Source organism: Pseudomonas sp. NFACC41-3 (assembly GCF_900109505.1).
GTDB lineage: Bacteria > Pseudomonadota > Gammaproteobacteria > Pseudomonadales > Pseudomonadaceae > Aquipseudomonas > Aquipseudomonas chlororaphis.
The window spans coordinates 922,888-945,961 of the sequence record NZ_FOAE01000001.1 but is presented as its reverse complement, the minus strand read 5'-3'; the positions used below and the strand labels follow the sequence as shown (position 1 = coordinate 945,961).

Sequence of the window (23,074 nt, the reverse complement as noted above, 5' to 3'; positions counted from 1 at the left end):
CAGGAACGGATATGTACCCCATCCAAAAAGTGCAGTGCCAAAGCCAACGCCATCGCAAGCAATCGAACGTCGACCGGCTGCTCCTACAGAAGCCGACCTGCAGCGAGAGCAAACCACCAGCGGCCAACCCCTCAGATATGGCAACTGCTCAAGCCATTCTTTTCCAGATAGCGCTGGTGCGCTTCATCCGCCAGTTCAAACCGCCCCAACGGCACAACCACCGTCGCCACGGGTCTACCCAGATGTCCCGACTCCTGCAACGCCACCTTGGCCAACCGCGCCTCCTGCGCCTGCCCATCGTCATGGTGAAAAATCGCCGAACGATATTTCCCCCCACCATGCTCCCCCTGCCGATCCACCGAAGTCGGATCATGCAACCCCCAGAAGTGCTCGATCAGGCTCGGATAAGCCACTACCTGCGGATCGAAATCCACCTGCACCACCTCGATCCGCAACGACTCATCGCCCGCCTCCACGGCGTAACCCACCCGTGTCTCCACCACCCCCGGCAACGCCCGGAACGCGGCTTCCGCGCCCCAGAAACAACCCGCGCCGAAGGTGGCCTGTTTGATCCCGCTCATGTTCCCACGCGCCTCGCTCACTGCACCGCTCCGACTTTCTCGCCGCTGGCGCCCAGCCATTGATCGACGATCGCCGGGTTGGCCTGGACCCAGGCTTTGGCCGCTTCCGCCGCCGGTTGTTGTTCCTTCTCGATCCTGAGGATCAGGTCGTTCAGCACCTGCGGGTCGATGCTGAAGTTTTCCAGGAAGGCGGCGATCCGTGGCGCGCGTTTCTGCAAGGCGCTGGAGGCCAGGACATAGACCCGGGCGTCCGGATAGGCGCAGGTGATCTTGCTCTTGTTCAGCCAGTCGGCGTCTACCGTCGGGCTGATGAATTTCCAGCAGCCGTCGGCCTTGTACAGCGGGTCGCCCTTCTTGTTGTCCTGGGCGTAGCCGTCGAACGCCGGCTCGTCCAGGCGGCGCAGGTCGAAGGCGGAGAAGATCCAGTCCGGGGTGTAGGCGTAGAACACCACGCCGCGCTGTGCCTTGTAGGCCGCGGCCAGCTTGGCGTAGGTCACCGAGGCTTCGGTGGACACCGATTCGAATTTGTCGGCAAAGCCGAAGTCCTTGGCCTTGATCTGGCCGATATAGGTCGACTCCCAACCCGCCGGGCCCACCAGCAGTTGCGCCTTGCCGCCGCCCAGGGGTTCGAAGAGCTTGGCCACTTCAGGCTTTTGCAGGTCGTAGACCGACTTCACGCCGTATTGGTCTTGCAGGTAACCGGGGATGTAGAAGCCCTGCACCCCCAGGTAGGGTTGCTTGTTCGGCACCAGGGAGCGGGTGCCGCCGGTGACGTATTTGGCCCAGGCGGCGGATTGATTAGGCAACCAGATATCGGTCAGCACATCCACCGAGCCGTCGCCCTTGGCCGCGGCGGCGAACAGCACCGGTATGTCACCGGCCAGGTAAGACACGTCGCCGTCGAGGCGGCTTTTGATCACCTCGCCGAGGATGTTCTGGATGGCGATGGCGCCGGTCCAGTTCTGTTCGCCGATGACAATCTTGTCCTTGGCCAGGGCTGGCAGAGCCAGCCCCAGGAGCAGCGCGGCAGCGCCCAGGGTGCGGGAAAACGACTTGTTCAAGAGACACCTCATTGCTGATGAAAAGCGCGATCCCGCTGGCGCAGGGTCGCTTGAATGATGCGATCGGGAATCAACGCGCAGAACACGATCGCCGCGCCGGCCAACATGCCCTCGCCGCCCTTGATATTGCGCAGCGCGGTCATCACGTCGTAGCCCAGGCCGCCGGCGCCGATCAGCGCCGCAACCACCACCATCGACAGGCTCATCACCAGGGTCTGGTTGATCCCCAGCAGCAGCGAGCCGGCGGCCAGGGGCAGCTCGACCTTGGTCAGGATCTGCCACGGCGTGGCGCCGTGGGCCAGGGCCGCTTCGACGGCGGTTTTGGGCACTTCCCGAATCCCCAGGGCGGTGAGGCGGATCATCGGTGCCAGGGCGAAGATCACCGTGGCGATCACCGCCGGGGTCTTGCCCACCGAGAAGAACGCCACCGCCGGGATCAGGTACACGAAGGTCGGCAGGGTCTGCATCACGTCCAGCAAGGGCGTGATCAGGCGCCGCGCCAGGGCACGCTTGGCCAGGAGGATGCCGGCGGGCACGCCGATCAGCAGCGACAGCAGCACCGAGGAACCCACCAGCGCCAGGGTGGCGATGGTCCGCTCCCAGAAACCGAACAGGCCGATATAGAGCAAGGCCGCCGCGCTGGTCAGGGCCAGGGCCGCTCCGGCACTGCGCCAGGCCAGCAGCACCAGGGCCAGCGCCGGGACTGGCCAGGGCAGCCAGCCCAGCAGGCTTTCGATGCTCTCGATCACCGTGCGCACGGCGACTATCACCCCGACGAAGGTGCTTTCGAAGGTGACCTGGGACCAACCGATCAACTGGTCGATGGCCGCCGCGGTGCTCAGCAGCGCCTGGCGGTCGGCGGGAAACTGCAGCCAGGGGCCGCTGGCATCCACCGCCAGCACCCGCCACAACACCAGGCCCTGGCACAGCAGCAACACCAGCCACGGCAGGCGCCAGTCGGAACGGCCCTGGCGGCTCGGACGGCGGGCCAGGGTCACGCTGAGCAGGCGGCTGAGCAACAAGCCGAGCACCGCCAACCCAGCCCAACCGAGGCTGGCGCTGGCCAACCATTGGCCCAGGGCACTGGCCGCCGCCAACTCCAGTGCGAACCCCAGCCAATACAGCGCGCCACGGCCGCTGGCGGCCAAGGCCGTCGGCCCCAGCAACAGCGCCTGCCAGAAGGAAAACCCCGGGGCCACGGGCGCCGGAGCGGTTGTTGTTTTAGCCGAAGCGACGGGCGCCGCGGCCAGCGTGTCGCTGCGCGCGCCGTGCTCCTGAAAGAAGTCCGCCACCTCGGCGTCCGCCGGCTGCTCCAGCAACTCGCCGGGGCTGCCGAGCTGGATCAGCTGGCCCTGGCGCAGCACCGCGATGCGGTCGGCCAGGCGCAGGGCTTCCGCCGGGTCGTGGGTCACCAGCAAGGTGGTGATGCCGCGCTCGCGCACCAGGCGCAGGAAGTGGCGTTGCAGGTCGCGGCGGATGGTCGGGTCCAGGGCGCTGAAGGGTTCGTCCATCAGCAGGATGTCCGGCTCGCTGACCAGCGCCCGGGCCAGGCCGACCCGCTGCTGCATGCCGCCGGACAGCTCATGGGGATAATGCTCGCCCCAGCCCTCCAGGCCCATGGCCCGCAGCTGCACATCGGCCGCGGCCTGGCGCTGGGCCTCGGGTTCGCCGCGCAGTTCCAGGGGCAAGGCGACGTTGTCGCGCACGCTGCGATGGGGCAACAGGCCGAAGTGCTGGAAGACCATGCCGATGCGCCGCGAACGCAGGGTGCGCAGGTCCTTGGCCGAAAGCTGGCTGATGGCCGCGCCATCGATCAGCACCTCGCCGCCGCTGGGCTCGATCAGCCGGTTGATGTGCCGCAGCAAGGTGGACTTGCCGCTGCCGGAGGTGCCCATCAGGCACAGCACTTCGCCACGGCGCACGCTGAGGCTGACCTGCTCCACCGCCGGCGCGGACGAGCCGCGGCCGTAGCGCTTGGTCAGGTTGCGCAGCTGGAGCACCACCTCGGCGCTGGCCGGTTGCGGGGCGGACGCGGCTGGGACGGCAAACGCCTCTTGGGGATAAACGGCAGACACGGGCACTCCTGATGCCGGACGCGCAACCGCGTCACCGGCAGTGATAAAGAAGAAAAATGGCTGGGGCCGGCCAGCCGGCTACCCCAGGGAAATGGGCTCGCCGACACAGGCGAGCCAAGGCTCAGTTACAAATGCTTGGGGCTCCACAGCTGCACCGCGCGGGCATCCACCGGCTTGGGCAGGAGTTTTTCCTGGTAGAAGGCATCGGCGATTTTCTGTTGCTCGCCCAGGGCGTCCGGCTGCACCGCTTCCACCTTGTAGGTACGACGACTGTTGGCCAGCTCCACTGTGCTCACGTCCAGGTTGCCCCACAGCGGGCCGAGCAGTTTTGCCGCCTCCGTCGGGTGTGCCTTGACCCAGGTGCCGGTCTTCTGCAGCTCGGCGAACACTTGGTTCAGCACCTCGGGGTGGGCCTTGGCGTAATCGTTGGAGGCCAGGTAATAACGCCGGTAGCTGGCCAGGCCCTGGCCGTCGTGCAGCACCCGCGCGCCCTGCTGGCGCTGCGCGCTGGCGACGAAGGGTTCCCAGGTGACCCAGGCATCGACCTTGGCGGTTTCCAGGGCGGCGCGGCCGTCGGCCGGGGTCAGGTACACCGGCTGGATATCGGCGAAACTCAGGCCGGCTTCGCGCAGTGCGGCGATCAGCAGGTAATGGCTGCCGGCGGCCTTGGTCACGGCGATACGCTTGCCCTTGAGGTCGGCCAGGGATTTGAGCGTGGAGTCCTTGGGAATGACGATGGACTGGGCGGCGGGCGACGGGGTTTCCGTGGCGAAGTAGGTCAGTTTGGCGCCGGCGGCCTGGGCGAACACCGGCACGGTGTCGGCGACGTCGGCGCTGATATCGACGTTGCCCACGTTCAGCGATTCCGCCAGGGGCAGGCCGCTGGTGAATTCATGCCAGGAGATCTTCACGCCCTGCCCCGCCAGCTGTTTTTCCAGGGTGCCCTGGGCCTTGAGCACCGCCAGCAGGGTCGAGGATTTCTGGTAGCCGATGCGCAGGTCGCTAGCGGCCTGGGCACCGAAGGCCATGCCCAGCGCCAGACCGGCCAGGGCGGTGATCGACAAGCTACGACGCAAAGCAAAGGGCAGGCGCATGGGGGCGGACCTTCTGGGAGCCAGGAAAGTCGCTAAAAGCTAATCGATCTAAGAATTCAAATATAAATACTTTTTAAGCATTAGCTTAGGTTCAGCTGGACGATCCTAAGCTGCATGCAATGGCCGATCACACCATCGCCCTGTAGCCGCTGCCGAGCCCGCGAGGCTGCGATAAGGCCGAAGGCCTTCAGCGGTCTTGAGATCCCCCGCGCCCCCTGCGGGGTCGATCGCAGCCTCGCAGGCTCGGCAGCGGCTACAGGCGCATGTCCTCAGGCCACCCGCTGTCCTTTGGCGACGGCCTGGGATGCCGCCAGCATCGCCCGCAGCAACACCGCGCAGCCGGCGGCGAGGTCGTCGGGGTCGGCGTTTTCGATTTCGTTGTGGCTGATGCCGCCCTCGCAAGGCACGAAGATCATCCCCGCCGGGCCCAGCTCGGCGACGAAGATCGCGTCGTGCCCGGCGCCGCTGACGATGTCCATATGGGACAGGCCCAGCCCCTGCGCCGCCTCGCGCACCGCGTCGACGCAAATCTTGTCGAAATACAGCGGCGGAAAGTCCGCGGTCGGCAGCATTTCGAAGCTCAGGCCATGTTCTTGGCAGGTACTGTCGATCACCTGGCGCACCTCGGCGATCATCGAGTCCAGGCGCGCCGGTTCCAGGTGCCGGAAGTCCAGGGTCATGCGCACCTCACCGGGGATCACGTTGCGCGAACCGGGATAGGCCTGCAGGCAACCCACGGTGCCGCAGGCATGGGGTTGATGGCCGAGGGCGGCACGGTTGACCGCGGCCACCACCGCCGCCGCGCCGACCAGGGCGTCCTTGCGCAGGTGCATCGGAGTCGGGCCGGCGTGGGCTTCGACGCCGCGCAATTTCAGGTCGAACCATTTCTGGCCGAGGGCGCCAAGTACCACGCCTATGGTTTTCTTTTCGTCCTCGAGGATCGGCCCCTGCTCGATATGGGCTTCGAAGTAGGCCCCCACCGCGTGCCCGCTGACCTGGCGGCTGCCGGCATAGCCGATGGCGTTCAGCGCATCGCCGACGCTCACGCCTTCGGCATCGGTCTTGGCCAGGGTTTCCTCGAGGGTGAATTTCTCGGCGAACACCCCGGAGCCCATCATGCACGGCGGGAAGCGCGAGCCTTCTTCGTTGGTCCACACCACCACTTCCAGGGGCGCCTCGGTTTCCACCCCGAGGTCGTTGAGGGTACGCAGCACTTCGAGCCCGGCCAGCACGCCGAAGCAGCCGTCGAACTTGCCGCCGGTGGGCTGGGTGTCGATATGGCTGCCGGTCATCACCGGCGGCAGCTGCGGGTTACGCCCGGGACGGCGGGCGAAGATATTGCCGATGCCATCCACCGTGACCGTGCAGCCGGCCGCCTCGCACCACTGCACGAACAGATCGCGGGCCTGGCGGTCGAGGTCGGTCAGGGCCAGGCGACAGACCCCGCCCTTGACCGTGGCCCCGAGCCGCGCCAGCTCCATGAGCGACTGCCACAGGCGGTCGCGGTTGATGTGCCGGTGGCTGGATTGCAGAACGTCGACGGCAGCGTTCATGGTGATCTCCTCAGGCTTTTCTGGTTGTCGTTGACGAGGTTGCGCGCTCGTCTGGAGTCTTACGGTGTTCGATGGATCGCCCCCCCTGTAGGAGCGAGCTTGCTCGCGATTGGCCAGTAGCCATAACGCGATTCGCCAGATAGACCGCGTTGTTTGCACGTTTTTCGCGAGCAAGCTCGCTCCTACAGGGGAACAGGCCGGCCGCCATAACGCCATTCAAAGGTCATACCGGCGTCTTGACGGTCACGCTCTGCGGACGGCCCATGCTGCACAGCCCGTAGTAGAGCAAGCCGCCCAGGGCCGAGCCGGTGAACCAGCCGTAGCTGTAGAACCAGCTGAACGCATCGCTGCCCAGGGACAGCAGAGTCAGCGCCACCGGCACGCCAAAGGCGATAAAGCCGTAGCCGTTCCACGCCGGGTACACGTCATCGCGGTACAGCCCGGCCAGGTCCAGGCGCTGTTTCTTGATGATGAAATAATCCACCACCATGATCCCGGCGATGGGCCCCAGCAGGCTGGAGTAACCCAGCAGCCAGTTGGAATACACGGTCTCCAGGCTGACGTCCGAGACCAGCAGGCCGAGTTTTTTCAGCAGCTCATGAGCCATCAGCGCCAGGCCGACGAGCCCGGTGAGGATCACCGCCTTGGTGCGGCCGATCAGCTTCGGTGCGATGTTCTGGAAGTCGTTGGTCGGCGAGACGATGTTCGCCGCGGTGTTGGTCGAGAGCGTGGCGATGATGATCAGCGCCATGGCCAGGGCCACCCAGCCGGGGCTCTGGATATGGCCGATCAGGCTCACCGGGTCGGAGACGGTGACGCCCACCAGTTTCACCGAGGCGGCGGTCATCACCACCCCCAGGGCTGCGAACAGGAACATGGTCAGCGGCAGGCCGAAGATCTGCCCGAGGATCTGGTCCTTCTGGCTTTTCGCGTAGCGGCTGAAGTCCGGGATATTCAGCGACAGGGTGGCCCAGAACCCGACCATCGCCGTGAGCCCGGCGAAGAAGTAGCTGTAGACGCTGGCGCCTTCCGGACGCTTGGGCGGCTGCGCCAACAACTCACTCAGGGACACATTGGGCAAGGCCCACACCAGCAGCCCGACACCCACCGCCACCAGCAGCGGCGCCGACAGGGTTTCCAGCCACTTGATCGACTCGGCGCCGCGCAGCACCACCCACAGGTTGAGGGTCCAGAAGAGCATGAAGCCGATTACCTCGCCGGTGCCGCCCAGGGCCTTCCAGCCCTCGAAGATCGAGCCGAGGAACAGGTGGATCGCCAGGCCGCCGAACATCGTCTGGATGCCGAACCAGCCGCAGGCCACCAGGGCGCGGATCAGGCACGGCACGTTGGAGCCGATGACGCCGAAGGACGAACGCAGCAGTACCGGGAACGGAATGCCGTACTTGGTGCCGGCAAAGGCGTTGAGGGTCAGGGGGACCAGCACCACGATATTGGCCAGCAGGATCGCCAGCAGCGCCTCGCCCACCGTCAGCCCGAAATAGGCGGTGAGCACACCGCCCAGGGTGTAGGTCGGCACGCAGATCGACATGCCGACCCACAGCGCGGTGATGTGCCATTTGTTCCAGGTGCGCTCATGGACCTTGGTCGGCGCGATATCGTGGTTGTAACGGGGGCTGTCGAGCACGTCGCTGCCGGCGTCCAGCTCGTACAGGCCGGCACGCTCGGTCACTTGGGATCTGTTCTGTTGCATGGCCGCTCCACTTTTTTCTGATTATTTTTGCTCATCAAACGGGTTGGCAGACGTGCTGCCAGCCCGGCGATGGCCGGAGAACTGACGACTTTTACCGACCGGCCATCCTGTCGACGGCGGCACTCAATAAGCGTGCCGGCTTGCCCGTCGACGGTGCTCCACAGTCGGTAAAATCCATGTAAACAACTGATGTTTCTTCAGTTTTATTCTGAACAACTTCCTGCCCGAGATAACTTGCCGGTTCACTCAGGCCGAATGCCGGGCAAGTTGCCCATCGGGTCAGGACTCAATCTGGTGCACGCAAACTTTTTTCAAACTTTTGTATGGGCCACAGGCCTCCTTCAAGCGGCTGATTTCACATAGGAAATCTTGCTCATATTTCGATCCTGTCAAGTGCGTCAAAATGGTGAAAGGCTGCACCATTTTGCGGATTTACGATTTAAATCGTTATATTTCAATTACTTAACTTAGATATATGCTTATAAAAAATAATCTTGCCGATTGATTGAACACCAGCTAGTTTTTATTCCTGACACCGCTGACAGGAATAAACATTCCGCAGCCTGCGTATTACAAAAACACTAGAACCGGCATAAGCCGGTCATGCCTGCGAGGAACTCGGAATGTCTCTGTTGATCCGTGGCGCCACCGTTATTACCCATGATGAAAGTTATAAAGCCGATGTGTTGTGCGCCGACGGCGTGATCAAGGCCATCGGCCAGAATCTGGATAACCATCTGGATACCGGCTGCGAAGTACTCGATGGCAGTGGCCAATACCTGATGCCCGGCGGCATCGATCCCCACACCCATATGCAACTGCCCTTCATGGGCACCGTGGCCAGCGAAGACTTCTTCAGCGGCACCGCGGCGGGCCTGGCCGGCGGCACCACCTCGATCATCGATTTCGTGATTCCCAACCCGCAGCAGTCCCTGCTGGAAGCCTTTCATCAGTGGCGCGGCTGGGCCGAGAAGTCGGCTTCGGACTATGGCTTCCACGTCGCCATCACCTGGTGGAGCGAGCAGGTGCGCGAGGAAATGGCCGAGCTGGTGAACCAGCACGGGGTCAACAGCTTCAAGCATTTCATGGCCTACAAGAACGCGATCATGGCCGCCGACGACACCCTGGTGGCGAGCTTCGAGCGCTGCCTGGAACTCGGCGCGGTGCCAACGGTGCACGCGGAGAACGGCGAGCTGGTCTATCACCTGCAACGCAAGCTGCTGGCCCAGGGCATCACCGGGCCGGAAGCCCACCCGCTGTCGCGCCCTTCCCAGGTCGAAGGCGAAGCCGCCAGCCGGGCGATCCGCATCGCCGAAACCCTGGGCACGCCGCTGTACTTGGTGCATGTCTCGACCCAGGAGGCGCTGGACGAAATCACCTACGCCCGCGGCAAGGGCCAGCCGGTGTACGGCGAAGTGCTGGCCGGTCACCTGCTGCTGGACGACAGCGTGTACCGCCACCCGGACTGGCAGACCGCCGCCGGCTATGTGATGAGCCCGCCCTTCCGCCCTCGCGGCCATCAGGACGCGCTGTGGCACGGCCTGCAATCGGGCAACCTGCACACCACCGCCACCGACCACTGCTGTTTCTGCGCCGAACAAAAAGCCGCCGGCCGCGACGATTTCAGCAAGATCCCCAACGGCACCGCCGGCATCGAAGACCGCATGGCCGTGCTCTGGGACGAAGGGGTGAACAGCGGGCGCCTGTCGATGCAGGACTTCGTCGCCCTGACCTCCACCAACGCGGCGAAGATCTTCAACCTCTACCCGCGCAAGGGCGCGATCCGCGTCGGCGCCGATGCCGACCTGGTGCTCTGGGATCCGCAAGGCAGCCGCACCATCTCCGCTGCGACCCACCACCAGCAGGTGGACTTCAACATCTTCGAAGGCAAGACCGTGCGCGGCGTGCCCAGCCACACCATCAGCCAGGGCAAGCTGGTCTGGGCCGACGGCGACCTGCGCGCCGAGCGCGGTGCCGGCCGCTACATCGAGCGCCCGGCCTACCCGGCGGTGTTCGACCTGCTGAGCAAGCGCGCCGAGGCGCACAAGCCGACCGCCGTCAAACGCTGAGATCGGGGGCTTTGCCCCCTATCGCGAGCAAGCTCGCTCCTACATGAAAACGCATCTCCTGTAGGAGCGAGCTTGCTCGCGATCCGGGCGCTCGCGCCCGGTAGAAAAACAATGCCCGTCAGAGGCAATCGACAAAAAACCGTGAGGCCTGAACCGTGATCAAGACCCTGAACCATTTGCCCCATCCCCAGGAGGATGGCGCCACCCTCGCCGGCCACTTCAGCGACCTGGCGCCGCCGCTCAACGCCCGCCAGGCGCACCTGGAAGCCTCGCGCTGCCTGTATTGCTACGACGCGCCGTGCGTCAACGCCTGCCCCAGCGAGATCGACATTCCCTCGTTCATCCGCCATATCCACACCGACAACGTCCAGGGCGCGGCGCAGAAGATTCTCTCGGCCAATATCCTCGGCGGCAGCTGCGCCCGGGTGTGTCCGACGGAGATCCTGTGCCAGCAGGCCTGCGTGCGTAACAACGCCCAGGAATGCGCGCCGGTGCTGATCGGCCTGTTGCAGCGTTACGCGGTGGACAATGCACACTTCAGCCAGCACCCGTTCCAGCGCGCCGCCGCCAGCGGCAAGCGCATCGCCGTGGTCGGCGCCGGGCCGGCGGGGCTGTCGTGCGCCCACCGCTGCGCCATGCACGGCCATGAAGTGGTGATTTTCGAGGCCCGGGAAAAAGCCGGCGGCCTCAACGAATACGGGATCGCCAAGTACAAGCTGGTGGACGACTTCGCCCAGAAGGAGCTGGATTTCCTGCTGCAGATCGGCGGCATCGAAATCCGCCACGGACACAGACTCGGCGACAACCTGAGCCTCACCGAGCTGCACCAGCAATTCGATGCGGTGTTCCTCGGCCTCGGCCTGGCCGCCAGCAAACAGCTGGGCCTGCCCCATGAGGACGCCCCCGGCCTGCTGGCCGCCACCGACTACATCCGCGAACTGCGCCAGGCCGACGACCTCACCCGACTGCCCCTGGCCGACCGCTGCATCGTCCTCGGCGCCGGCAATACCGCGATCGACATGGCGGTGCAGATGGCCCGCCTCGGCGCCCACGATGTCAACCTGGTGTACCGCCGCGGCATCGAGGACATGGGCGCGACTCGCCATGAACAGGACATCGCCAAGGCCAATCAGGTGCGCCTGCTGACCTGGGCCGCGCCCGAAGAGGTGCTGCTCGACGCCCAGGGCCAGGTGCGCGGCATGCGCTTCGCCCGCACCCGGCTGGTGGAGGGCCGCCTGCAAACCACCGGGGAGACCTTCGAACTGGCCGCCGACGCGATCTTCAAGGCCATCGGCCAGGCGTTCGACAGCGCAGCCCTGAGCGACCCACTGGCTCAGGAACTCAAGCGCGCCGGCGAACGCATCGAAGTCGACGAACAGCTGCGCACCAGCATCCCCGGGGTGTATGCCGGCGGCGACTGCGTCAGCCTCGGCCAGGACCTCACGGTCCAGGCGGTGCAACACGGCAAGCGGGCCGCCGAAGCCATGCATGCCCAACTCATGCTCAACGTGGAGGCTGCGTAAATGGCCGATCTGTCGATTGTGTTCGCCGGTATCAAAGCCCCCAACCCGTTCTGGCTGGCCTCCGCGCCGCCGACCGACAAGGCCTACAACGTGGTCCGCGCCTTCGAGGCCGGCTGGGGTGGCGTGGTCTGGAAAACCCTGGGCGAGGACCCGGCGGCGGTCAACGTGTCGTCACGCTACTCGGCGCACTTCGGCGCCAACCGCGAAGTGCTGGGCATCAACAATATCGAACTGATCACCGACCGCTCCCTGGAGATCAACCTCAGGGAAATCACCCAGGTCAAGAAGGACTGGCCGGACCGTGCGCTGATCGTGTCGCTGATGGTGCCCTGCGTCGAGGAGTCATGGAAAAACATCCTGCCGCTGGTGGAAGCCACCGGCGCCGACGGCATCGAACTGAACTTCGGCTGCCCCCACGGCATGCCGGAACGCGGCATGGGCGCGGCGGTCGGCCAGGTGCCGGAGTACGTGGAACAGGTCACCCGCTGGTGCAAGACTTATTGCTCGCTGCCGGTGATCGTCAAGCTGACGCCGAACATCACCGACATCCGCATGGCCGCCCGCGCGGCCCATCGCGGCGGCGCCGACGCAGTGTCGCTGATCAACACCATCAACTCGATCACCAGCGTGGACCTTGAGCGCATGGTCGCCAACCCGATGGTCGGCAGCCAGAGCACCCACGGCGGCTACTGCGGTTCGGCGGTCAAGCCGATTGCCCTGAACATGGTCGCCGAGATCGCCCGTGACCCGCAGACCCACGGCCTGCCGATCTGCGGTATCGGTGGCATCGGCACCTGGCGCGACGCCGCGGAATTCGTTGCCCTGGGCTGCGGCGCGGTGCAGGTGTGCACGGCGGCGATGCTGCATGGTTTCCGCATTGTCGAGGAGATGAAGGACGGCCTGTCGCGGTGGATGGACAGCCAGGGTTATCACAGCCTGCAGGACTTCTCCGGGCGCGCGGTGGGCAACACCACCGACTGGAAGTACCTGGATATCAACTACCAGGTGATCGCCAAGATCGACCAGGACGCCTGCATCGGCTGCGGCCGCTGCCATATCGCCTGCGAAGACACCTCGCACCAGGCCATTGCCAGCCTCAAGCAGGCCGACGGCACGCATAAATACCAAGTGATCGACGCCGAATGCGTGGGCTGCAACCTGTGCCAGATCACCTGCCCGGTGCAGGACTGCATCGAGATGGTGCCCCAGGACACCGGCAAGCCGTTCCTCGACTGGCAGCACGATCCGCGCAATCCGTATCGCGAGGCGGTGTGAGGTTCGCCGGGTAAATAGCATTGCCTGGACTGACGTCCATCGCGAGCAAGCTCGCTCCTACAGGGTTGGCCTGGTCCTGTAGCAGCGAGGCTTGCCCGCGATGGACGTAAACGTTGACGCCTGCCTGTAGCCGCTGCCGAGCCCGCGAGGCTGCGATCGGGCGCGAAGCGGCCGCAACCCGGATAACGCGCAAGACCTGACAAACCGCGAATTCAGGTTTTGCGGCAACTGCGTTGCCGTTCGCAGCCTCGCTGCGCTCGGCAGCGGCTACACGCCGGCGCTCAGGGCTCCAGCCCGATCCCGCGCAGGATCACGCTGGTCACCGTCTGCACGGCCTTTTCGAACTGCATGTCCGACAGCGGCTGGTGTTCGTTGATGATCATGATCTGGTGGTCGAAGTCGGCGTAGTGCTGGGTCGAGGCCCAGATCATGTACAGCAGGCTCGACGGTTCCACCGGCAGGATGCGCTGGTCTTCGACCCACTGGCGGATCTTCGCTTCCTTCATCTTCGCCCAGTCGTACAGGCTGGCGTCCAGCGCCTCGCCCAGGGTCGGCGCGCCGTGGATGATTTCGTTGGCCCAGACTTTCGAGCCATAAGGCCGGCTGCGCGAATGGTTCATCTTGGCGCGGATATAACTGCTGAGCACCACCCGCGGGTCGTCGAACATCTCAAAGCACAGCGCGTCCTGCTTCCACAGTTCCAGCAGCTCCAGCAGCACCGCACTGTACAGCTCGCTCTTGGTGCTGAAGTAGTAATGCAGGTTGGAGCGCGGCAATTGCACCTCGGCGGCGATATCGGCCATGGCCGTGCCGCTGAAGCCTTTTTCGGCGAACACCTTTTCCGCCGCCAGGAGGATTTTTTCGACGTTGCTGCGACGGATCTCGATCTTGTGATTGCCCATAAGGGCTCCCTGAAAACAGTCTGCTGCAAGACTACCATCGGCCTTCGTACAAAAACGAAACTTCCTGCGCCCGGCTTTCCCCGGCAAAACCGATTGGTTAGGATCCCTCCCGCCTTATTTCCGGGCACCTGAAGTGTTCCGTCCAGGCGTTGATTCGCGACACGGACATGCAGGCAGGACTTTCGCCGCCGAACCCAAAGCGTTTCGGCCATCCTGCAACGCCGCTATGGAGCTTATCCATGAACATTCGCAAACGCCGGGCCACGGACGATCCGCGGCTCGCCGCCCTGTGGGAACGCTCGGTACGGGCCACCCACGACTTTATCGCCGAAGACGACATCCAGCTGCTCTACCCCCTGGTGCGCGACACCTACCTGCCGGCCCTCGAAGCCTGGTTGCTGGAGGATGCCGACGGCACCCCGGCCGGCTTTATCGCCACCGCCGGCGACAAGGTGGAAATGCTGTTTATCGAACCGGCCCGCCGTGGCCAGGGCGTCGGCCGGCAACTGCTGGACCATGTACGCAGCCGGCATCCGCGGCTCAGCGTCGACGTCAACGAACAGAACCCCCAGGCCCATGGTTTTTATCGGCACTACGGTTTCGAAGACATCGGCCGTTCGGCAACCGACGGCCAGGGCCGGCCGTTCCCGATCATCCATATGCGCCTGAAAAGCGCTTGAAAACCGCGCCGATGTTTCATCCAGCGACCCTGCCGCGGTCCTTATACTCATCGGCGCATCGACTACCCGCCACTCATTGAACAGGTATTTCCCATGCTGAAAAAACTGCTGACCACCAGCGCCCTGCTGGCCTCTCTCGTCGCCGCCTCCTCGGCCTTCGCCCACGCCCACCTGCAAAGCCAGGTCCCGGCCGCCGACAGCACGGTGAGCGCGCCGAGCGAGTTGCGCCTGGTGTTCTCCGAAGGCGTCGAGGCGGCCTTCACTAAAGTCAGCCTGAGCAAGGATGGCGCGGCGGTCGCCGTCAAGGCCCTGGCCACCGAAGGCGCGGACAAGAAGACCCTGGTCGTGACCCCGTCGGCGCCGCTGGCGGCGGGCGCCTACAAGGTCGAGTGGCACGCGGTGTCGGTGGACACCCACAAGAGCGAAGGCAGCTACAGCTTCAAGGTCGGCCAGTAACCGATGTCGACCCTGTTGGTGCTCTGCCGCTTCGTGCATTTCGCGGCAGTCCTGCTGCTGTTCGGGGCCTGGGTATTCAGGCCCCTGCTGTTGGGGCGCGAGCCCGTTGCCGCCTTGGATCGCCGCCTGACGCGACTCGGCCGCTGGCTGGCCGGAATCGCCCTGGCCACCGGCATCTGCTGGTTGCTGCTGATCACCGCCAGCATGGCTGGCAGCGGCGCCGCGGCCCTGGACCCGGCGACCTTGCGACTGGTATTGGGCAAGACTTTTTTCGGCCAGGTATGGAGCTGGCATCTGCTGCTCAATGGCGCGCTGCTGGTTCTGCTGCTGACCCGCCTGGGTGAGCGGCTGGCGCTACGGCTGATCCTCGCCGCCCTGCTGCTGGCCACCCTCGCCCCCGTGGGCCACGGCGCCATGCTCGACGGCCTCAGCGGCCAGTTGCTGATTCTCAACCAGATCGTCCACCTGGGCTGCGTCAGCCTGTGGCTGGGCGGTTTGCTGGTGCTGCTGATGGTTTTGCGCCAGCCCGACGGCCTGCCGCTGGGCCCGCTGCTGCGGCGTTTCAGTGGGGTCGGTTACGGGCTGGTGGCCGGGTTGAGCCTCAGCGGGCTGATCAATGTGCGGGTGCTGACCGGCCAGTTGTGGCCGACACCGCTGCTGTCCGGCTTTGCCCTGATCCTGCTGATCAAGGTGCTGCTGGTGTGCGGCATGTTCGCCCTGGCCCTGTTCAACCGCCTGCGCATCGAGGACTGCCAGCAGCACCTGGGCACCCTGCGCCGCAGCGTGCTGCTGGAATGGCTGCTGGGCATCGCCGCGGTGGCCGCCGTGTCCCTGCTCGGCACCCTGCCGACTCTCACCGCCTGACACCCCGCCCCCTTGTAGGAGCGAGCTTGCTCGCGATAGCCGCGAAGCGGCGATTGCCCTGTGTGAACGTGTCGCCGTAGAGTTTTTTTCGCGAGCAAGCTCGCTCCTACAAGGGATGCACATCACTCGATGTGGGCGTCGCCCTTCGCCGCCGTATCGATACTCACCACCACCGACATCCCCGGACGCAGGCGTTCGCTTTCTGCCTGGTCGGGATCGACGGTGATGCGCACCGGTATCCGCTGGGCGATCTTGACGAAGTTGCCGGTGGCGTTGTCGGCCTGCAACAAGGCGAACTCCGAACCGGTGGCCGGCGAGATGCGCTGCACATGGCCGTGGAATTTGCGGTGGTTGAGCGCGTCGACGGTGAAGCTCGCGGGCTGGCCGACGCGGATGTTGTCCATCTGGGTTTCCTTCATGTTGGCGATCACCCAGAGCTGGTTCGGCACCAGCGCCATCAGCTGCGCACCGGAATTGACGTAGGCCCCCAGGCGCACGCCGATCTGCCCCAGCTGGCCATCGCGCGGCGCGGTGACCCGAGTGTTGGACAGGTCGATCCGCGCCAGTTGCACCGCCGCCTCGGCATTGGCCACCGCGGCCTCCAGCGAGCCGCGATTGACGATCACCGTCTGCAGGTCCTGGCGGGCGATGTCCAGCTGCGCCTGGGCCTGGGCCACCGCGGCGAGGGTCTGGGCGTTGGCGGCGCGGGTCACGTCGAGGTCCCGCTGGGACACCGAACCGTCGGCGATCAGTTCCTGGTTACGGCGCAGGTCGGCGGCGCTCTTGCGCGCCTGGGCCTGGCTGTCGGCCAGCGCCGCCTGGCGCAGCTTGATGGTGGCTTCGGCGCTGTTGCGTTGCTGCACCACATTGGCCAGCGCCGCCTTCTGCGCCGCCAGCTGGGCCAGGGACTGCTCCAGGCGCTGCTTGTAGATGCGGTCGTCGAGGCGCACCAGCAGGTCGCCGGCCTTGACGAACTGGAAGTCCTGCACCGGCACCTCGAACACATAACCGCTGAGCTGCGGCCCGATGATCGTCACCTGGCCGCGCACCAGGGCGTTCTCGGTGCTTTCGATGGGGCTGCTGAACGGCGGCAGCTGCCAGGCATAGAGCACGATCAATACCCCGGTGATGGCGATCGCGGCGAACCCCAGGGACGAGATGATCCGCACCCGCAGCGAACGCGGCTCGGTGATCGGCATCGAGGGCGGCGTGCTGCCTTCCGGGGTCGAGGCAATGGCGTTGGTGGTGGTGATGGTCGGTTCGGTCATGAAGAAATGGCACCGCTGGGTTGGACGGGAGTCGGGGCTGGGGTGGCTGGCGCGACCGCCTTGGTCGTGCTCATCAGCCACAGGCTGCGAATGAAGATCCAGATCATGGTCAGCACGGCAATCACCGCGATCAGCATGAACACATCGTTGTAGGCCAGTACGTTGGCTTCGCGGGTGGCGGCGCTGGCCAGGCTGCGGATGCCTTGCAGCTCGCGCGCCTGCGGGTCGGCGATGACCCGGCCGACGGCCGCCCCGCCGCTCTGCACCCGGCCCAGCACCCGCGGGTCCATCAGCACCAGTTGCTCGACGATATGGCTGGAATGGTATTTCTCGCGGACGATCTGGAAGGTCCCCAGCAGCGCCGAGCCGATCAGCCCGCCGAGGTTCTGGCAGATGCCGAACAGCACCGAGAAACTCACCAGGTTGCGCGGGTTGGTCAGCACGTTGCGCGTGCCCAGGACCATGGTCGGACCAAGAAAGAAGGTGCCGCCGAAGGCCAGCAGGAACTGGCTGACATACATGTTGGCCGGGCGCGTGAGGTTACTGGAGAAGCTGTCCATCACCGAGCCCACGGCCATCAGCGCCAGGGAGATGACCAGCGGCATCAGCAGGTGCGCCGGGTTGATGGTCAGGGCACTGGTGGCCAGGCCCGCGATGCTGCCCAGCAGCATCACCCCGTACAGCAGGCGCATTTGCTGGCTGCTCATGTTCAGCGCCTGGAGAAAACCCACGGCGCCGGTGGACTGCTCGGACAGCACCATGCGGATCAGGATCACCGCCAGGGCCAGGCGGATCGCCGCCCCGCTGCCCAGCCAGCGGGTCATCAGCATCGGGTTGCTGCGGTTATGTTCAATGGCCAGGCCGGCGAGAATCAGCACGATCGAACCGGCCGAGGCGTAGCCGATCCATGGCGCCTCCAGCCACCAGTCGATGCGCCCCAGGGACAGCACCGCGCAGAGCAGCGCGACGCCGCTGGCGAGGATGGCGAAGGTCAGGAAGTCGAGTTTCTCGAAGGTGCGAAAACGGTCGCCGGGCGGCAGCTTGAGCAGGAACACGCAGCCCAGGGACGCCAGCGCCAGGCCCAGTTCGAACAGATACAGGCCGCGCCATTCGGCGATCTGCAGCAGGTCTTCGGAAAACAGCCGGGCCAGGGGCAAGGCCAGTTGCGAGGCGCCCAGCCCGAGCACCAGGGCTTTCATCCGCCACTTGGCCGGGAACGCCTGGACCATGTAGTACAGGCCCAGGGAACTCAGGGCCGCGCCGACCATGCCGTGGGCCGCGCGCACGGCGATGGCCGAACTCAGGTCGTTGACGAACAGGTGGCCGAAGGTCACCAGCGCATAGAGCACCAGGAACACCTCGGTAAAGGCGCGCAGGCCGAACTGCTGGCGAAACTTCACCAGCAGCAGGTTCATCGACACGTTGGTCATCACGTAGGCGGCCGGCAGCCAGGCCATTTCCGCGGTGGTCGCGCCCAGCGCCCCTTGCAAGTAAGGCAGGTTGGCGATCACCAGCGAGTTGCCGAGGCCGCCGGTGATCGCCACCAGCAAACCGACCAGGGCATAGGCCAGGCGCTTGTGGGTGGGGTGCAGCGGCGTCGAGGGGGAGCCGGGCAAGCTGGGCTTTTCGTGGGGTTGCCAGTTGCGCGGGGCGTAACTATCCATTCAGTGACCTTGCCATTGCGTGAGCTTGTCCCATGTCCGCCCGAGTGGCGGACGATCCAGAGTTATTCCGGGTTGCCCGGCAGTTTGCCGGAACCTGAGGCGTCTTTGTAGGAGCGAGCGTGCTCGCGATAGCGGTGTGCCTGGCTGGCCGCTGTACCCGTATCGCCAGCAAGCTGGCTCCTACAGATCATTTCTTGCGACGTCGCGCTTACCATTGCCGCCTCTGCCCCTCTAGAATCAACCTCCCCTTGCGCTCCAGCCGCGGAGACCTCCATGCCCCTGCCTTTTCAGAAGCTGCATGCCAATGGCGACGACTTCATGCTGGTCGATGCCCGCGGGCGCGACAACCCGATCACCAGCGAGCTGGCCAGGGCCCTGGGCGATCGCCATCGCGGCGTGGGTTTCAATCAACTGGTGGTGCTCGGCGATTGCCCCGAGACGGCGGCGCAACTGACTTTCTGGAATGCCGATGGTTCCAGCCTGAGCACCTGCGGCAGCGCCACCCGCGGTGCGGCCGACCTGCTGATGCGCGAAAGCGGCGCAGACTCGGTATGGGTGAAAACCGTGCGCGGCATCCAGCACTGCACGCGCCTGGACGATCAGTCGGTGGCGGTGGAGATGGGCGTGGCGCAATTTGCCTGGCAGGACATTCCGCTGGCGACGGCCCTCGACAGCCTGGCCCTGCCCCTGCCCGGCGAGCCGGCGGCGTGCAGCATGGGCAACCCGCACTGCACGTTTTTCGTCGAGGATGTGCAAGCCATCGATGTGGCCACACTCGGCCCGCGGATCGAGGCGCACCCGCTGTTCCCGCAGAAGACCAATGTGCATTTCGTCCAGGTCATCGACCGCCAGACCATTCGCCTGCGCATCTGGGAACGCAACGGCGCCATCCCTCTGGGCTCCGGCTCATGCTCCTGTGGCGCGGCGGTCAACGGCATCCGCCGCGGCCTGCTGGACAGCCCGGTCCGGGTGCTGTGCGACGGCGGCCCCGTCACCGTCAGCTGGGATGGCCAGGGCAAGGTGCGGCTGGCCGGCAATGTGGTGCAGGTGTTCAGCGGGACGCTCTGCGGCTGAAGGTGCCTGGGCGGACCTGTCGCGATGACAGACGGTTTGCAGCAAAACTTTACAAATAGTCCAGAACTGGATAATTTGTCTTAACCCTTTAGAGTGCCAGCCACGCAAGCGGAAATGGGTGACCTGCTGACGGGCAAGTCGAACTCATCCGCAGGGCGAATGACATCACTCTTGTCGTTATGACGGGGTTAGCGCTACTAGACCTGACAGGTGCTCAACTGCTGTTCAAGCAAGCCAATATCGAAGGTATTGACCAGGATATTTCTTGGCCGTGGTAATTCTTTGAGGACATTTTGTTATGCAAATCACTCTGCCCACTTATCAAGATGTAGTCGATGCCTCGACGCGACTTGAGGGAGTAGCGAACGCTACGCCAGTTCTGACCTCGCGCACGATCGATGATGAAATCGGTGCCAAGGTTTTTTTCAAATGTGAAAACTACCAACGTACCGGCTCTTTCAAATTCAGGGGGGCATACAACTCCCTCGCGAAATTCAGCGAAGCGCAACGCCGAGGCGGTGTTGTGGCGTTCTCCTCTGGAAATCACGCGCAAGGCATTGCATTAGCAGCATCGCTGTTGAAAATTCCGGCCACTATTGTCATGCCCACTGATGCGCCTGCCGCCAAGGTCGCGGCGACCAAAGGCTATGGCGCCGAGGTGGTCTTCTATGACCGTTACACCGAAGACCGCGAGGCTATCGGCAAAGCCCTGGCCGCCAGGCACGGTATGACGTTGATCCCCTCCTACGATCATCCGGACGTGCTTTGCGGCCAGGGAACCGCCGCCAAGGAACTGTTCGACAGCGTGGGCCAACTGGATGCGTTGTTTGTGGGCCTGGGGGGTGGAGGAATGCTGTCTGGAACAACCCTTGCAACACGCGCACTGTCACCCGGCTGTACCTTGATCGGGGTCGAGCCTGAAGCCGGTAATGACGGCCAACAATCGTTCAATTCAGGTGAAATTGTTCACATCGACACCCCCGACACCATCGCTGATGGGGCGCAAACCCAGCACCTTGGAAATTACACTTTCCCAATTATCCTGAATGGCGTTGACCGGATTGTCACCGTTACCGACGAAGAGCTTATTTGTGCAATGAAGTTCTTTGCCCAGAGCATGAAAACTGTGGTTGAACCCACCGGATGCCTGGGGCTTGCCGCCGCAAGAAAGTTAAGGAATGAACTTCAAGGCAAACGCGTCGGCATCATCATTACCGGCGGCAACATTGATATCGACAAGTTTGGAAAGTTTCTCCAGCTTTAAGACAGCGCGCTTTATCCATTGAAGAACATCAGGCGTTCAACAGCGCCTGACGGCATCGTCTTGCCGAAATTCGATGAACATATTCAGCCCGATAACATGGCTATAGATATAGCCACAATAAAAAAGAGGTGCACATGAAAAGCCGTCTTCTCGTTAAAGCAATTGTCATTGCAATGATTTCCGGCGTGGTCCTGGGGGGCATGCTTCATAGTCAACTCGATACGGCGGCCGCCAAAGAAGTTGCCGGATACCTGAACCTGGTCACTGATGTGTTTTTACGCCTGATCAAAATGGTCATCGCACCCCTGGTGCTGGCCACGCTGGTTACCGGCGTGGCCAGCATGTCGGGAAACGGTTCGATGGGCCGCGTTGGCTTCAAAGCCATTACCTGGTTCATGATCGCTTCCCTGGTATCACTGTCCATTGGCTTGCTCCTTGCCAACTTTTTCCAGCCTGGAACGGGTCTGAACCTGGCGGTTAGCGGTGACGCAGTGAATAGCGGCCTGAACACTTCCGCCTTTAGCCTGCCGCTCTTTCTCACCCATGTATTCCCTCGAAGCATCATTGAGGCAATGGGTAGCAACGAAGTGCTGCAGATCGTTGTGTTTTCCCTGTTCTTCGGATCCGCACTGGCGTTCGTCAAGGGCAAAGGTCAGTTCATCGTGGATATCCTCGAAGAGCTGGCCAATGTCATGTTCAGGGTCACTGACTACGTGATGTATGTGGCTCCCCTGGCCGTTTTTGCAGCCATCGCCGCCACTATCACCGTGCATGGCCTGGGTATGGTCGTGACCTTTGGCAAGATGGTGGGACAGTATTTCCTCGGCTTGGCGCTACTCTGGACGCTGATCACGCTTGCCGGCTATCTGGCCCTCGGGCCCCGTATCAAGGACCTGTTCAAGCACCTGCGTGAACCGCTGCTGATCGCGTTCTCCACGGCTAGCAGCGAGGCCGCGTACCCGAAAACCATTGCCGCCCTGGACACGTTCGGCGCCAACAAGCGCGTGAGCAGCTTCGTCCTGCCGCTAGGTTACTCATTCAACCTGGACGGCTCGATGATGTACCAATCCTTCATCGTGATGTTCATCGCCCAGGCGTACAACATCGAAATGACGTTCTCCCACCAGATCATGGTGCTGTTGACGCTGCTGGTTATCAGTAAAGGAACTGCGGGGGTCGCGCGTGGCTCGCTGGTCGTCCTGGCTGCGGGCCTGCCGATGATCGGCCTTCCAGAAGCGGGCCTGCTGCTCATCCTCGCCGTTGATCCAGTCCTGGACATGGGGCGCACCGCCACCAACGTCTTTGGCTGCGGCGTCGCTACCGCTGTCATCGGGCGACACGGTAATGAGGACCCGATCGAGACAGCAAACGATACCGAGAAAAGCCTGCAAGCCGTTTAACCGCCCCTTACAAAAACCCATGGCACCGCCATTCAATCGAACACCGGGAGCGGATGGGTTGCATGGCCTACCGCATCGGCTCCCCTCTATATAAGGTTACTCATGAAAATTGTAAGCACCGATACCGCTTCCCCTCCCGCCGGCCATTACTCGCAAGCGGTCATTCACCAAGACTCGCTGTACATTTCGGGTCAGCTTCCCGTCAGTCCCGATGGCACTCACAACATCGAAGCCTCGTTCACCGAACAAGCACACATAGCCCTCAGCAATCTGTTGGCGATTCTCAATGCCGCAGGCCGCACTGCCTCTGACTTGGTCAAGGTCACTGTGTATGTGGCGGGCATAAAGCATTGGCCAGCCTTCGACGAGATCTATTGCGAAATGCTGGGCAGCCATCGTCCGGCGCGCGCCGTAGTGCCGGTACCAGAACTGCACCATGGCTATCTGGTCGAGATTGAGGCTGTGGCCCGCATGTAACCCACCGGGGTCGAGGTGCGAAGGCACCTCGATGCCTGGCGCCAATCGCTGGATCGGGAAGCATCGACTTCCCAAAGAATTGA

At 63.9% G+C, this 23,074-nt stretch carries 19 protein-coding genes; 10 read left to right on the top strand and 9 right to left on the bottom strand.

Going from position 1 to position 23,074, the window contains the following annotated elements; genetic code table 11:
• Positions 1-131: 131 nt before the first annotated feature.
• From msrA to BMY68_RS04305, 6 genes are all read right to left on the bottom strand, one after another.
• Positions 132-581, bottom strand: a complete 450-nt coding sequence (gene msrA / locus BMY68_RS04330) for a peptide-methionine (S)-S-oxide reductase MsrA (RefSeq protein ID WP_085531605.1) — start codon at positions 579-581, stop codon at positions 132-134.
• Positions 582-598: 17 nt separating this feature from the next.
• Positions 599-1,654 carry an ABC transporter substrate-binding protein gene (locus BMY68_RS04325; RefSeq protein WP_062825465.1) on the bottom strand — a complete coding sequence of 352 codons (1,056 nt, stop codon included), beginning with the start codon at positions 1,652-1,654 and terminating at the stop codon, positions 599-601.
• Complete coding sequence (locus BMY68_RS04320) at positions 1,651-3,717, bottom strand: ATP-binding cassette domain-containing protein (RefSeq protein ID WP_085531439.1); 2,067 nt, start codon at positions 3,715-3,717, stop codon at positions 1,651-1,653. The genes BMY68_RS04325 and BMY68_RS04320 overlap by 4 nt, the downstream gene beginning before the upstream one ends.
• Positions 3,718-3,842: 125 nt before the next feature.
• A complete protein-coding gene (locus BMY68_RS04315; RefSeq protein ID WP_085531441.1) occupies positions 3,843-4,811 on the bottom strand; it encodes an aliphatic sulfonate ABC transporter substrate-binding protein in 969 nt (322 codons plus the stop codon).
• A 269-nt stretch (positions 4,812-5,080) separates the two neighbouring features.
• On the bottom strand, positions 5,081-6,364 hold the full coding sequence (locus BMY68_RS04310) for a Zn-dependent hydrolase (RefSeq protein WP_085531443.1): 1,284 nt from the start codon (positions 6,362-6,364) through the stop codon (positions 5,081-5,083).
• 223 nt (positions 6,365-6,587) lie between these two features.
• Entirely contained in the window at positions 6,588-8,075 is a 1,488-nt protein-coding gene (locus BMY68_RS04305) for an NCS1 family nucleobase:cation symporter-1 (protein WP_085531445.1), read from the bottom strand.
• Between the two features lie 623 nt (positions 8,076-8,698).
• Here BMY68_RS04305 and hydA point away from each other — a divergent pair.
• From hydA to preA, 3 genes are all read left to right on the top strand, one after another.
• Positions 8,699-10,144 carry a dihydropyrimidinase gene (gene hydA, locus BMY68_RS04300; protein WP_085531447.1) on the top strand — a complete coding sequence of 482 codons (1,446 nt, stop codon included), beginning with the start codon at positions 8,699-8,701 and terminating at the stop codon, positions 10,142-10,144.
• Between the two features lie 155 nt (positions 10,145-10,299).
• Positions 10,300-11,667 carry an NAD(P)-dependent oxidoreductase gene (locus BMY68_RS04295; protein ID WP_085531449.1) on the top strand — a complete coding sequence of 456 codons (1,368 nt, stop codon included), beginning with the start codon at positions 10,300-10,302 and terminating at the stop codon, positions 11,665-11,667.
• Complete coding sequence (gene preA, locus BMY68_RS04290; RefSeq protein ID WP_085531451.1) at positions 11,668-12,942, top strand: NAD-dependent dihydropyrimidine dehydrogenase subunit PreA; 1,275 nt, start codon at positions 11,668-11,670, stop codon at positions 12,940-12,942. It begins immediately after the preceding gene.
• A gap of 281 nt (positions 12,943-13,223) precedes the next feature.
• Here the strand turns inward: preA and BMY68_RS04285 are convergent, their stop codons facing one another.
• Positions 13,224-13,844, bottom strand: coding sequence for a TetR/AcrR family transcriptional regulator (locus tag BMY68_RS04285; protein ID WP_007922198.1), 621 nt, complete (start codon positions 13,842-13,844; stop codon positions 13,224-13,226).
• Between the two features lie 239 nt (positions 13,845-14,083).
• Between BMY68_RS04285 and BMY68_RS04280 the strand changes: the two genes are divergently transcribed.
• The 3 genes from BMY68_RS04280 to copD all read left to right on the top strand — a co-directional run bounded on the left by BMY68_RS04280 (position 14,084) and on the right by copD (position 15,844).
• Entirely contained in the window at positions 14,084-14,524 is a 441-nt protein-coding gene (locus tag BMY68_RS04280) for an acetyltransferase (protein ID WP_085531453.1), read from the top strand.
• Between the two features lie 93 nt (positions 14,525-14,617).
• A complete protein-coding gene (gene copC, locus BMY68_RS04275; RefSeq protein WP_085531455.1) occupies positions 14,618-14,980 on the top strand; it encodes a copper homeostasis periplasmic binding protein CopC in 363 nt (120 codons plus the stop codon).
• A gap of 3 nt (positions 14,981-14,983) precedes the next feature.
• Positions 14,984-15,844 carry a copper homeostasis membrane protein CopD gene (copD, locus tag BMY68_RS04270; RefSeq protein WP_085531457.1) on the top strand — a complete coding sequence of 287 codons (861 nt, stop codon included), beginning with the start codon at positions 14,984-14,986 and terminating at the stop codon, positions 15,842-15,844.
• A gap of 122 nt (positions 15,845-15,966) precedes the next feature.
• On the opposite strand, the gene BMY68_RS04265 is transcribed toward copD, so the two are convergent.
• Positions 15,967-17,112 carry an HlyD family secretion protein gene (locus tag BMY68_RS04265; RefSeq protein WP_085531460.1) on the bottom strand — a complete coding sequence of 382 codons (1,146 nt, stop codon included), beginning with the start codon at positions 17,110-17,112 and terminating at the stop codon, positions 15,967-15,969.
• Complete coding sequence (locus tag BMY68_RS04260) at positions 17,109-18,776, bottom strand: MFS transporter (RefSeq protein WP_085531462.1); 1,668 nt, start codon at positions 18,774-18,776, stop codon at positions 17,109-17,111. Before BMY68_RS04260 ends, BMY68_RS04265 begins: the two co-directional genes overlap by 4 nt.
• Before the next feature lie 273 nt (positions 18,777-19,049).
• On the opposite strand from BMY68_RS04260, the gene dapF reads away from it, so the two are divergent.
• From dapF to BMY68_RS04235, 4 genes are all read left to right on the top strand, one after another.
• Complete coding sequence (gene dapF / locus BMY68_RS04250; RefSeq protein ID WP_085531465.1) at positions 19,050-19,850, top strand: diaminopimelate epimerase; 801 nt, start codon at positions 19,050-19,052, stop codon at positions 19,848-19,850.
• 298 nt (positions 19,851-20,148) lie between these two features.
• Positions 20,149-21,114 (top strand): threo-3-hydroxy-L-aspartate ammonia-lyase, encoded by a 966-nt coding sequence (locus BMY68_RS04245; RefSeq protein WP_085531467.1) that lies wholly within the window; start codon positions 20,149-20,151, stop codon positions 21,112-21,114.
• Positions 21,115-21,248: 134 nt separating this feature from the next.
• Positions 21,249-22,514 carry a dicarboxylate/amino acid:cation symporter gene (locus BMY68_RS04240; RefSeq protein ID WP_085531469.1) on the top strand — a complete coding sequence of 422 codons (1,266 nt, stop codon included), beginning with the start codon at positions 21,249-21,251 and terminating at the stop codon, positions 22,512-22,514.
• Between the two features lie 102 nt (positions 22,515-22,616).
• The gene (locus tag BMY68_RS04235; RefSeq protein WP_085531471.1) at positions 22,617-22,991 is read left to right on the top strand and encodes a RidA family protein; all 375 of its coding nucleotides are present in this window, start codon (positions 22,617-22,619) and stop codon (positions 22,989-22,991) included.
• Positions 22,992-23,074: the final 83 nt, after the last annotated feature.

What these genes read in the sequence shown, in the direction of transcription:
- preA (WP_085531451.1), top strand. Translation starts at nt 11,668, where the DNA reads ATGGCCGATCTGTCGATTGTGTTCGCCGGTATCAAAGCCCCCAACCCG.
- BMY68_RS04315 (WP_085531441.1), bottom strand. Translation starts at nt 4,811, where the DNA reads ATGCGCCTGCCCTTTGCTTTGCGTCGTAGCTTGTCGATCACCGCCCTG.
- BMY68_RS04280 (WP_085531453.1), top strand. Translation starts at nt 14,084, where the DNA reads ATGAACATTCGCAAACGCCGGGCCACGGACGATCCGCGGCTCGCCGCC.
- BMY68_RS04240 (WP_085531469.1), top strand. Translation starts at nt 21,249, where the DNA reads ATGAAAAGCCGTCTTCTCGTTAAAGCAATTGTCATTGCAATGATTTCC.
- copD (WP_085531457.1), top strand. Translation starts at nt 14,984, where the DNA reads ATGTCGACCCTGTTGGTGCTCTGCCGCTTCGTGCATTTCGCGGCAGTC.
- copC (WP_085531455.1), top strand. Translation starts at nt 14,618, where the DNA reads ATGCTGAAAAAACTGCTGACCACCAGCGCCCTGCTGGCCTCTCTCGTC.
- BMY68_RS04265 (WP_085531460.1), bottom strand. Translation starts at nt 17,112, where the DNA reads ATGACCGAACCGACCATCACCACCACCAACGCCATTGCCTCGACCCCG.
- BMY68_RS04235 (WP_085531471.1), top strand. Translation starts at nt 22,617, where the DNA reads ATGAAAATTGTAAGCACCGATACCGCTTCCCCTCCCGCCGGCCATTAC.
- BMY68_RS04325 (WP_062825465.1), bottom strand. Translation starts at nt 1,654, where the DNA reads ATGAGGTGTCTCTTGAACAAGTCGTTTTCCCGCACCCTGGGCGCTGCC.
- msrA (WP_085531605.1), bottom strand. Translation starts at nt 581, where the DNA reads ATGAGCGGGATCAAACAGGCCACCTTCGGCGCGGGTTGTTTCTGGGGC.
- BMY68_RS04285 (WP_007922198.1), bottom strand. Translation starts at nt 13,844, where the DNA reads ATGGGCAATCACAAGATCGAGATCCGTCGCAGCAACGTCGAAAAAATC.
- dapF (WP_085531465.1), top strand. Translation starts at nt 19,050, where the DNA reads ATGCCCCTGCCTTTTCAGAAGCTGCATGCCAATGGCGACGACTTCATG.
- BMY68_RS04310 (WP_085531443.1), bottom strand. Translation starts at nt 6,364, where the DNA reads ATGAACGCTGCCGTCGACGTTCTGCAATCCAGCCACCGGCACATCAAC.
- BMY68_RS04245 (WP_085531467.1), top strand. Translation starts at nt 20,149, where the DNA reads ATGCAAATCACTCTGCCCACTTATCAAGATGTAGTCGATGCCTCGACG.
- BMY68_RS04305 (WP_085531445.1), bottom strand. Translation starts at nt 8,075, where the DNA reads ATGCAACAGAACAGATCCCAAGTGACCGAGCGTGCCGGCCTGTACGAG.
- hydA (WP_085531447.1), top strand. Translation starts at nt 8,699, where the DNA reads ATGTCTCTGTTGATCCGTGGCGCCACCGTTATTACCCATGATGAAAGT.
- BMY68_RS04260 (WP_085531462.1), bottom strand. Translation starts at nt 18,776, where the DNA reads ATGGATAGTTACGCCCCGCGCAACTGGCAACCCCACGAAAAGCCCAGC.